The organism is uncultured Pseudoflavonifractor sp. (assembly GCF_944387805.1).
GTDB lineage: Bacteria > Bacillota > Clostridia > Oscillospirales > Oscillospiraceae > Pseudoflavonifractor.
The window spans coordinates 1-9044 of sequence record NZ_CALXGI010000088.1; the positions used below are offsets into that span (position 1 = coordinate 1).

Below are 9044 nucleotides of genomic sequence, written 5' to 3' on the forward strand. Positions count from 1 at the left end.
TAGAGCGACCGCCTCCTAAGCGGTAGGTCGGAGGTTCGAATCCCCTCAGGCGTGCCAAAAAAGAAAGACACGCTTAAAGCGTGTCTTTCTTTTTTGGGGTTTGGCGGCCTTTGGCCGCCCCGACCCTGTAAGGTTACAAAAATGAGAGAGGTGAGGCGCATGTCTGTTTCTGTGTGGTTTATCCGAACGCTCTGGGCCGGGAGCGACAGGAGGCGCGACGCGGGGCTGACAACCCCCGCCGGCGTGGAACGGCGGGACAACATCTCCTACGGTCCTGACGGAGCATGGAACCTGCTGGACGTATACCGGCCCAAGGGGGCCGCCGGCCTGCTGCCCACAGTGGTCAGCGTCCACGGCGGAGCCTATGTATACGGAGACAAGGACCGATACCAGTTCTACTGCATGTCTCTGGCGGAGCTGGGATGCGGCGTGGTGAATTTCAACTACCATCTGGCGCCCCGGTACTCCTTCCCCGCTCCCCTGCGGGATCTGGAGCAGGTGCTGCTGTGGCTGGCGCGGCGGGGGGCGGATTTCGGCCTGGATCGGGACAAGGTCTTTCTCATTGGCGACTCCGCCGGAGCCCAGATTGCAAGTCAGTATGGAGCCGCCTGGTCCAACCCGGACTACGGGGCGCTGCTGGGCCTGGGGCGGCCCGGGGTTGCCATCCGGGGGCTGGGACTCAACTGCGGAATGTACCAGCTGCGGCCCGAAAAAAAGAGGCTGCTGGGCTCTGCGGTGAACTGGTATATCCCAAAGAGGGCCCATATCAGCCAGGAGGTCCTGGACGTGCTGGGCCACATTGGTCCTGGATTTCCGCCCACCTACCTGATGAGCGCGCCGGGGGACTTTCTTGCAGACCACTGCATGCCTATGGCGGCGCTTCTGCGGGAACAAAATGTCCCCACAGAGGCAAAGCTCTATGGGGACAAAAAGACGGGTCATGTATTTCATCTGGACATCCGTTCCCCGCTGGGCCGCCAGGCCAACCGGGAGGAGCTGGGCTGGCTCTTGGGCCGGCTGCCGGAAAAGCCTCTCCCCGGCCAGGGGGCGGTTACCGCTTGATGTCGTAGCTCTGGTTCATGATGCCCCGGATGGTATCCACATCGTCGGTGATGTTGCCGTCGCCGTGGATGGTGTGCTTGATGACGCTGCTGGCAACGGCGAAGTTGACGGTCTCCTCCGGGCTCCAGCCCTTCATCATGGCGTAGATGAGGCCGCTTGCAAAGGCGTCGCCGCCGCCCACCCGATCCAGAATGGTGAAGGTGATGAGGCGGCTCTCATAGGTCCGGCCCTTGTACCACATGTAGGCCTTCAGGCTGTTTTCACTGCCGCTGTGGACGTAGCGCACGTGGCGGGCAATACACTTCAGGTTGGGATACCGCGCCACAAAGGCGTCGAATACCATCTTCTCCTCTTCCAGGCTGGGCTGGAGAGGCACGCCGTCCTTCCAGTCCCCCTTGCTGTGGTCGTTCTCGTCCTTCCACAGGTGGTAGGGCTCAATTCCAAAGAGAATATCCACATAGGGCAGGCATTTGGTGCAAAAGTCCCGGGCCTCCTCCCAGCTCCACAGCGTGCTGCGGAAGTTGCCGTCAAAGCTGATGGTCATGCCCAGCTCTCTGCCCACCTTCAGGCAGTCCAGCACCAGCTGGGCGCAGGCGGGGCTGAGGGCGGGGGTGATGCCGCTGAGATGGAGCCAGTCAAAGCCCTCCAGCAGGGCGCGCAGGTCCACATGGCTGAAGTCGTACTCGGCAAAGGCGCTGTGCTTGCGGTCATAGGTGACCTTGCTGGGCCGGATGCCGTAGCCTGTCTCCAGGTAGTAGGTGCCCAGCCGGTGGGTGGGGGTCTCCTGGGGGGTGCTGAGGATGACGGGGGTGCAGTGGACGTCGTTACTGCGCAGCATGCGCACCGCGCTCTTGCCCAGGCTGTTGTTGGGCACTACGGTGAAGAAGGTGCTGTCAATGCCCAGGTTGGCCAGGGCCAGGGCGATGTTGGCCTCGCTGCCGCCGTAGCTGGCCTCAAAGCCGGTGGCCACCTGGATTTTTCCATAGTCCGGGGGCGTGAGCCGCAGCATAATCTCCCCCACGGTGATGAATGTTCCTGTGTCGTCCTGCTGGCGCAGCAGCGGATTGCGGTGTATCATGGCCTGCATCTCCTCTCTATAATTCAGAATAAGGATAAAGGGGCCGGCTGCTGGTGCAGCCGGCCCTGTTTGTTTGGTATTCAGCGCTGGATGCGGCCGGAGCCGTCGCCGCCGGAGAGCTTCTCCACCTCAGCGACAGTGACCATGTTGTAGTCGCCCTCAATGGAGTGCTTGAGCGCGGAGGCCGCCACGGCGAACTCCACCGCCTCCTGGGTAGACTTGCCGGACAGCAGGGCGTAGATGAGGCCGCCGCCGAAGCTGTCGCCGCCGCCCACACGGTCGATGATGTGGAGGTTGTACTTCTTGGAGAAGCAGTACTCGCCCGAGGCCACATCATAGAGCATGGCGCTCCAGCCGTTGTCAAAGGCGGAGTGGGACTCCCGGAGGGTGATGGCCACCTTCTCAAAGCCGAACTTGTCGGCAAGCTGCTTGGCCACGGACTTGTAGCCCTCCCGGTTGATTTCACCGGCGTAGATATCGGTGGCCTCGGCCTCGATGCCGAACACGTCCTTGGCGTCCTCCTCGTTGGAGATGCACACGTCCACGTACTGGCACAGCTCGGTCATGGCCTCCCGGGCCTGCTCCCGGGTCCACAGCTTGCCCCGGTAGTTCAGGTCGCAGGAGATCTTCACGCCGCGGGCCTTGGCGGCCTTGCAGGCCTCCTCGCAGGCGTCCACCAGGTTGGGGCCCAGAGCGGGGGTGATGCCGGTGAAGTGGAACCAGTCCACGCCCTCAAAGATGCTGTCCCAGTCGAAGTCGGAGGGCTGGGACTCCTGAATGGCGGAGTGGGCCCGGTCGTAGATGCACACGCTGCCCCGCTGGGAGGCGCCCTTCTCGTTGTAGTAGATGCCCACCCGGTCGCCGCCGCGGACAATCTTGCTGGTGTCCACGCCGTACCGGCGCAGGGAGTTGACTGCCGCCTGGCCAATGGCGTGGGCGGGCAGCTTGGTGACGAACACAGCGTCGGCGCCGTAGTTGGCCAGGGACACGGCCACGTTGGCCTCGCCGCCGCCGAAGCTGAACTCCAGGTGGTCGGCCTGGACAAAGCGCTCGTAGTTGTAGGGCTGGAGCCGGACCATCAGCTCGCCGAAGGTAACAACTTTCATATTCTCGGATTCCTCCTGTATGCCGCCTTACTTCTTGCCCACCAGGTGGACCGCAAAGCCGCAGATTTCATCGCTGAGATAGATGGCGTTGAGGGTGCCGTCGGAGAGGTACTTGGCAGTGGAGGGGTCAAAGGTGAAGCCCTTGGCCTCCAGCTCCGCCTGGGCCGCCGCCACATCGGGCGTGCCGATGGCAATGTGGCCGTGAGTGCCCTTGTAGGGCTCCTTCATGACCTCGATGCCGCTGCCGGCAAAGACCGAGCTGTTGCCCTCCTTGGCGGTGAAGCCAAAGAGCGTGCAGAACAGCTCCGCCGCCTTCCGGGCCTCCTCCGGGTTGGCGCCGTTGATGCCCACATGGGCCAGTGTGTACTCAGCCATTGCCCCGCACCTGCTTTACGATGGCCACGGACTCCTTGCACAGATTGACAATCTCGTCCCACTTCTGGTTGTCAATGAGGTCGGCGGTGACCATGTAGGAGCCGCCGCAGGCGCAGATGACGGGGCAGGACAGGTAGTCCTTCAGGTTCTTGAGGGAGATGCCGCCGGTGGGCATGATTTTAAACATGGGGAAGGGGGCGCTGAGGGCCTTAATCTTGGCCAGGCCGCCGGACTGCTCGGCGGGGAAGAACTTGAGGACCTCCAGGCCCAGCTTATAGGCGGTGTGGTAGTCGGTGGCGGTGGTGCAGCCGGGGAAGACAGGCACGCCCTTGGCCTGGCAGTACTTCACGATTTCCACGTCCAGGCCGGGGGTGACGATAAACTTGGCGCCGGCGGCCACGGCCTCGTCCACCTGCGCGGTGGTGAGCACGGTGCCGGCGCCCACCAGCATGTCGGGCTTGGCCTCGCTCATCAGCTTGATGGCGGTGGCGGCGCCGGCAGCCCGGTAGGTCACCTCGGCCACAGGCACGCCGCCCTCGCACAGGGCGTTGGCCAGGGCCACCGCGTCCCGCTCAGGGTGGTTAAGCTTGATTACCGGCACAACGCCGATGTTGGAAATGGCTTCATTCATGGCATTCATCTTGATAACGCTCCTTTTCAGCAGCATAAAGATTGTTTATGACCCGGAAGGATTCTGGAGTACCTGGGCGTCCTGGGCCACAGGCACATCTGCGTACTGGTCGGGCTCCGGCATGGGCAGGCTCTGCATGTAGGCGTGCATGGCCTCTGCCACCCGTTTGCCGTTGGCTACCGCCTCCACCACGGTGCGGGCGCCGTTGACCGCGTCGCCGGCGGCAAAGACGCCGGGGCGGCTGGTGCGGCCGTCCTCATCCACGGCCAGCAGGCCCTTTCCGGTGATGTCGATGCCCTGGGTGGTCTTTACCAGGTTGTTCTCCGCACCCTGGCTGACGGCGATGATGACGCTGTCGCAGGGATAGAGCCGCTCCGAACCCTCCACGGTGACGGTGGAACCGTCCTCCTGCTTCTGGTTGTCGGCCAGCACCACGCCGTCGTCCCGAATCTCCAGGGTGGCCTTGTTCATGAGGAAGTCCACCCCCTCCAGCTTGGCGTAGCTGGTCTCGTAATGGCTGGCGCCGATGGTGCCGCCCCGGGCCACGCACACCACGTGCCTGGCCCCCTTGCGGATGGCGGTGCGGGCGCAGTCCATGGCGGAGTTGCCCGTGCCGATGATCACCACCCGCTCTCCCAGATGGAAGGCGTCGGGATTGGCCAGGTAGTTGATGGCGTAGCTCACATGGCCCAGGCTTTCGCCCTTGATGTTCAGCCGGTTGGGCCGCCACAGCCCCGCCCCCAGGAACACGCTCTCATAGCCGTCCCGGAACAGGTCGTCAATGGTGAGGGTGTTGCCGATGTAGGTGTTGGGCCGGAACTTGATGCCCTTGAGCTCCAGGTGACGGTAGGCGATATCGTCCAGCACGGCGTCGGGCAGGCGGAAGTCGGGGATGCCGTACCGCATGACGCCGCCGATCTTGTCCCGGCCGTCGAAGATGGTCATCTGGTATCCGTACCGGGCCAGGATAATGGCGATGGTCAGGCCGGCGGGGCCCGCTCCGATGACGGCGGCGCGGCGGCCGTTGGACGGCGCAGGGCCCTTCACCATCTTGTTGGCATAGGTGGTGGAGATGTAGTTCTCGATGATGGAGAAGTGGACCGGCGCTTCCTTGATGCCCCGGATGCAGTGCCCCTCGCACTGGCTCTCGTGGTTGCATACCAGGGAGCAGACGGTGGTCAGCGGATTGTTCTCAAAGAGCATCCAGCCCGCCTCGTCCAGCTTGCCTTCCTTCAGCAGACGGATGACCTCCGGGATATTGGTTCCAATGGGGCAGCCCTCACGGCACTTGGGCTTTTTACAGCCCAAGCACCGCGCTGCCTCATCCATAACATGAAGCGCCACGGCCTATCACACTCCGGAGTAGGCGGAGAAGCCCGCATCGATGGGCAGCACCACGCCGGTGATGGCGCTGGCGGCTTTGTCATCGCAGAGGAAGAACACGCCGCCCAGCAGCTCGTCGCTCTCCACAAAACGGTTCATGGGGGTGCCGGCCAGGATCTTGGCGGTACGGGGGGTGGGGGTGCCGTCCTCGTTGAAGAGGAGCTTCCGGTTCTGGTTGGACACCAGGAAGCCGGGGGCGATGGCGTTGCAGCGGATGCCGCTGCCGGCGAAGTGGGTGGCCAGCCACTGGGTGAAATTGGAGATGGCGGCCTTGGCGCCGGAGTAGGCGGGGATCTTGGTCAGGGGGATGTAGGCGTTCATGGAGGAGATGTTCAGGATGCAGCCGTGCTGGTTGGCCACCATGTCCTTGGCAAAGACCTGGGTGGGCAGCAGGGTGCCCTGGAAGTTCAGCTTGAACACGAAGTCCACGCCGCTGGGCTCCAGGTCAAAGAAGGTCTTCTGGCCCTCCTTGGCCTCGTGCTGATACTCGTTGTCAGTGGTGGCGCGGGGGTTGTTGCCGCCGGCGCCGTTGATGAGGATGTCGCAGGGACCCAGGTCCTTGAGCACCTGGGCGTGGACGGCCTCCAGAGCCTCGGGCTCCAGCACGTTGGCCTTGTAGCCCTCGCAGATATAGCCCTCGGCCTTGCACTCCTCGGCCAGCTTCTTCACGGCGTCCTCGTTCAGGTCCAGGGCGGCCACCTTGGCGCCCGCCTGGGCAAAGGCCCGGGCCATCTCGCCGCACAGCACGCCGCCGGCGCCGGTCACAACGACTACCTTGCCGGTAAAGTCCACATTCAGAGGCAGATTGATCATGATAAAGCTCCTTCTTTCTAAATAAATTACTTCTTTGCTTTCTCACAGGCCTCGAACAGGCCGTTGATGTAGGCCGCGCCCAGGGCACGGTCGTACAGGCCGTAGCCGGGCTTGCCGGTCTCGCCCCAGATCATGCGGCCGTGGTCGGGCCGGACGTAGCCGTCAAAGCCGGTCTCCACCAGGGCGTTGACAATCTGGTACATATCCAGGCTGCCGCAGCTGGACAGGTGGGCACGCTCCTCAAAGGAGCCGTCCTCCATGATCTTCACGTTGCGGATGTGCATGAAGGCGATGCGGCCCATGGCGGAGTACTTGCGCACCATGGCCACCACGTCGTTGCTTCTGGCGCAGCCCAGGCTGCCGGTGCACAGGCACAGGCAGTTGGCGGGAGAGTCCACCAGCTTGAGGAACCGGTCCAGATTGGCCTCGCAGGTGATGATGCGGGGCAGGCCGAAGATGGGGTACGGGGGATCGTCGGGGTGGATGGCCATCTTCACGCCGCACTCCTCGGCCACGGGGATGACCTTCTTCAGGAACCGCTCCAGGTTGGCCCACAGGCCCTCCTCGCCGATCTCGCCGTAGGCGGAGATGAGCTCCCGCACCTCGTCCTGGGTGTAGCTGGAGTCCCAGCCGGGCAGGTGGATGTCGTCCTTGAGGGGGTCCAGGCCCTTCATCTGATCCCAGTACATCACCAGGCTGGTGGAGCCGTCGGGGGCCTTCTTGTCCAGCTGGGTGCGGGTCCAGTCAAAGACGGGCATGAAGTTGTAGGTCACGCACTTGACGCCGTACTTGGCGCAGCGGCGGATGTTCTCGCAGTAGACCTCCAGCAGGTGGTCCAGGTTGCCCCGGCCCAGCTTGATGTCCTCGTGGACGGGGATGGACTCCACCACGTCGAACACCAGGCCGTTGTCCTCGCAGTCCTTCTTCAGGGCCGCCAGGCTCTCCTCAGGCCAGACCTCGCCGGGCTTCACATCGTACACCGCGGTGACGATGCTGCGCATGCCGGGAATCTGACGGATATATTCCAGAGAGATGGGGTCGCTCTCTCCGTACCAGCGAAACGAAAGCTTCATATTGTTCTCCTTTGTCACAGATTAAAGTAGCGTTTGGCGTTGTTGAAACAGATGTCCTGGACCAGGCCGCCCAGAGTGAGCATGTCCCGGGGGTACTCTCCGTTCTCCACCCAGTGGCCCAGCAGAGAGCACAGCACCCGGCGGAAGTACTCGTGGCGGGCGTAGCTGAGCAGGCTGCGGCTGTCGGTGAGCATGCCGATGAAATTGCCCAGCACGCTCAGGTTGGCCAGACTGGTCAGCTGCTCGGTCATGCCGGTCTTGTGGTCGTTGAACCACCAGGCGCTGCCGTGCTGAATCTTCCCTGCCGTCTCCGGCCCCTGGAAGGCCCCCAGCAGGGTGTCGATCCACTCGTTGTCTGCCGGGTTCAGGCTGTACAGCACGGTCTTGGGCAGGTTGCCCTCCCGCTCCAGAGCGTCCATAAGGCGGTAAGTAGCGGCGCAGCTGTCGGTGACGGCAATGCAGTCAAAGCCGGTGTCCGGGCCCAGCTGCTCCATCATGCGGCTATTGGGGTTGCGCATGCAGCTGAAGTGGAGCTGCATGACCCAGCCCAGCTTCCGGTACTCCCGGGCGCAGTGGAGGATCACCGCGGTCTGGTAGCCCTCGGCCTCCTCACGGGTGAGGGCCTCACCCGCCCGGGCCTTGTTCATGGCGGCGGTGGCGGCCTCATCGGACACCTCGCGGCACATCACATAGTCCAGGCCGTGGTCGGCGGAGCGGCAGCCATGGGCGTCGAAGAAGGCGATGCGGTCGCTGAGGGCGGCGCGCATGTCCTCAATGGTGGCAATGGTGCGGCCGGTGGTCTGCTCCAGCTTCTCCAGATAGGCGGCGAAACCAGGCTTGTGCAGGTTCACCGCCGGGTCGGGCCGGAAGCTGGGGCACACCAGTACGGGGAAGGAGCTGTCCGCCGCAAGCTTCTCATGCCACGCCAGGTCGCTGCACGGGTCGTCGGTGGTGCCCACCATGGCCACGTTGCTGCCCAGAATCAGGCCCCGGGCGCTCATAGCCGGGTCGTTCTTCAGCTTTTCGTTGCACAGCTCCCACACCTCATGGGCAGTCTCCCCGTTGAGCACCCCCGTGTAGCCGAAGTAGTTCTTCAGCTCCAGGTGGCACCAGTGGTACATGGGGTTGCCGATGGCCCGGGGCAGGGTCTGGGCAAATTTCTCGAACTTTTCCCAGTCGGAGGCGTCGCCGGTGATGTACTTCTCCTCCACGCCGTTGGAGCGCATGAGCCGCCACTTGTAGTGGTCGCCGCCCAGCCAGAGCTGGGTGATGTTCTCAAAGCGCCGGTCCTCCCAGATGTCCTTGGGGTCGATGTGGCAGTGGTAGTCGGCAATGGGCATGGATGCGGCATAGGTGTGGTACAGGGCTCGGGCGGTCTCCGTGTCCAGCAGAAAATCATCGTTCAGAAAGGTATTCAAGGTTTATGCTTCCTTTCAATTTAATTTTTCAGCTGCTCAGGCACCTGATCAATGGTCTGATAGCGCTCCATGGCCTGCTCCAGGGACATGCCCTGATCAATGGCG

Annotated in this window: 9 protein-coding genes; 1 reads left to right on the forward strand and 8 read right to left on the reverse strand. The window is 63.3% G+C overall.

The window, feature by feature from the left end:
• The first annotated feature begins 159 nt into the window (after positions 1 to 159).
• Positions 160 to 1062: an alpha/beta hydrolase gene (locus tag Q0K06_RS13285; protein WP_294553458.1), complete on the forward strand. Its 903-nt coding sequence runs from the start codon at positions 160 to 162 to the stop codon at positions 1060 to 1062.
• Here Q0K06_RS13285 and Q0K06_RS13290 read toward each other — a convergent pair.
• The 8 genes from Q0K06_RS13290 to uxaC form a co-directional block, all read right to left on the reverse strand.
• Entirely contained in the window at positions 1052 to 2149 is a 1098-nt protein-coding gene (locus Q0K06_RS13290) for a sugar kinase (protein WP_365925916.1), read from the reverse strand. The genes Q0K06_RS13285 and Q0K06_RS13290 overlap by 11 nt on opposite strands.
• 71 nt (positions 2150 to 2220) lie before the next feature.
• Entirely contained in the window at positions 2221 to 3246 is a 1026-nt protein-coding gene (locus Q0K06_RS13295) for a sugar kinase (RefSeq protein ID WP_294553464.1), read from the reverse strand.
• 27 nt (positions 3247 to 3273) lie between these two features.
• The gene (locus tag Q0K06_RS13300) at positions 3274 to 3621 is read right to left on the reverse strand and encodes a VOC family protein (protein ID WP_294553468.1); all 348 of its coding nucleotides are present in this window, start codon (positions 3619 to 3621) and stop codon (positions 3274 to 3276) included.
• Positions 3614 to 4252 (reverse strand): bifunctional 4-hydroxy-2-oxoglutarate aldolase/2-dehydro-3-deoxy-phosphogluconate aldolase, encoded by a 639-nt coding sequence (eda, locus tag Q0K06_RS13305; protein WP_365925921.1) that lies wholly within the window; start codon positions 4250 to 4252, stop codon positions 3614 to 3616. Before eda ends, Q0K06_RS13300 begins: the two co-directional genes overlap by 8 nt.
• A 45-nt stretch (positions 4253 to 4297) precedes the next feature.
• Positions 4298 to 5596, reverse strand: coding sequence for an NAD(P)-dependent oxidoreductase (locus Q0K06_RS13310; protein WP_294553474.1), 1299 nt, complete (start codon positions 5594 to 5596; stop codon positions 4298 to 4300).
• Positions 5597 to 5602: 6 nt separating this feature from the next.
• Positions 5603 to 6448, reverse strand: coding sequence for an SDR family oxidoreductase (locus tag Q0K06_RS13315; protein ID WP_294553477.1), 846 nt, complete (start codon positions 6446 to 6448; stop codon positions 5603 to 5605).
• Positions 6449 to 6474: 26 nt separating this feature from the next.
• The gene (gene uxuA / locus Q0K06_RS13320; RefSeq protein WP_294553480.1) at positions 6475 to 7521 is read right to left on the reverse strand and encodes a mannonate dehydratase; all 1047 of its coding nucleotides are present in this window, start codon (positions 7519 to 7521) and stop codon (positions 6475 to 6477) included.
• A gap of 14 nt (positions 7522 to 7535) precedes the next feature.
• The gene (uxaC, locus tag Q0K06_RS13325; protein WP_294553483.1) at positions 7536 to 8939 is read right to left on the reverse strand and encodes a glucuronate isomerase; all 1404 of its coding nucleotides are present in this window, start codon (positions 8937 to 8939) and stop codon (positions 7536 to 7538) included.
• Positions 8940 to 9044 lie beyond the last annotated feature (105 nt).